The sequence below is a fragment of the Alcanivorax sp. HI0083 genome, from assembly GCF_001635175.1.
The window spans coordinates 1-1,355 of the sequence record NZ_LWFX01001755.1 but is presented as its reverse complement, the minus strand read 5'-3'; the positions used below and the strand labels follow the sequence as shown (position 1 = coordinate 1,355).

The window sequence follows — 1,355 nt, the reverse complement described above, 5'->3', positions numbered from 1 at the left end:
AGCAAGACGTTCAAGTCGCCGATGCGGACCTGGCGGAAGCTACCCCAGCTTTCGCTGTACAACGAAGGCGCGCCGCCCTGGAAGGTCTTGGAGACATCCACCATATATTGATAAATCTGGTAGTAGTCGCGCTGGTAAGACAGCCAGCCTTCCTGCCATTCATGGCTGTGCAGCTGATCCGGTGTGAGCGGATCACGCCGGTTGGTGAGTACCTGATTCATGGCGGCCCACTCTGCCAGGGTCCAGGTCATCACGACCACGTCGGCTTTGGGTAAGGGAGAATCGGCTTGATGACTGGGCGTTTCTTCGATGTGGGGAATCCGGTTATCCGGAGCGCCCAGTTTCTTCCAGTCCACCGCAGGCAGGTGGTCGGGGTTTTCAGGTAGCGCAATGATGCGTTGTGCGTTGAGCAGGGTCTCGGGTACCAGCGATGTGTCGAGGCTCATGAATCGTCCTTGTTCTCTTTTTATTGCCGGCTCCCCCCAAGGTACGCTGTGGATCGCTTCCCTGGTTGCCGGGTGGCCTCCATCCTACCCGGTAATTTTTACCCGATTCATTATCGTTAATGATGGTTGTGATCATCGCTGATAATGCATCTGTGATTATGGATTTCATCACCATCCATAATTTCCCAACGCTGATATTTCGCTCTGATACTGATTGCGCCAAATGGCACATCGTGAGGCATGGAAATGCCCGATAAAAAACATCATCAGGAGAATGATTATGAGCGATATGACGAAAACGCTTTGGGGACAATTCATGACCGCCTTCCAGGATCAGATCAAGATCGAAGGCGTACCGCAAATGTTGACCGGGCCGACCCCGTGGAACTGGGGTGGCAAGAATCCACCGATGGGCTCGCTGCCGTATCAGCAAGTACAGTTTCTCAATATTGTGCCTGCCAGCCCGCAGGTGGATCCGAATACCTACGGCATGAAGCAGGGATTCGGTGACCAGTACCGCATGTTTCTGAACTTCCTTATGGCCGATGGCGGTGAAGCCGGCCAGGCGTTGCAGCAGAAGATATCGGATGCTTCGCACAACCTGTTTCAGATCCAGTCCAGCGTGAATGTGGCTTATCAGAACTTCAAACAGCAAACCAGCAGCACCGAGTCATTCGATGACTGGTTGGCCAATGAAGGTCTGGCCTCCGCATCGCAGTTGAACCAGGCAAAAGCACAACTCAAGGAAGCCAACAGCAACTACACGGAATACATGCAGAAGCTGAAAGGCCCGATCAGTGAGGCGACCAAGCGCTATGACGATAACCTGGTGACGGTTGTGGGCCAGGATGGCAACTCGGTGAAGGATCAATCCGCGTTTCAGATCAGTGAAACCCCCTGGGACTACGT

At 53.6% G+C, this 1,355-nt stretch carries 2 protein-coding genes; one reads left to right on the top strand and one right to left on the bottom strand.

Going from position 1 to position 1,355, the window contains the following annotated elements; genetic code table 11:
* Nucleotides 1–446 (bottom strand): hypothetical protein (locus A3754_RS25510; protein WP_197468874.1); only part of this gene is annotated, 446 nt, incomplete at its 3' end.
* A gap of 280 nt (nt 447–726) precedes the next feature.
* On the opposite strand from A3754_RS25510, the gene A3754_RS25505 reads away from it, so the two are divergent.
* The coding region (locus A3754_RS25505; protein ID WP_156497235.1) for a hypothetical protein at nt 727–1,355 on the top strand (629 nt) is incomplete at its 3' end.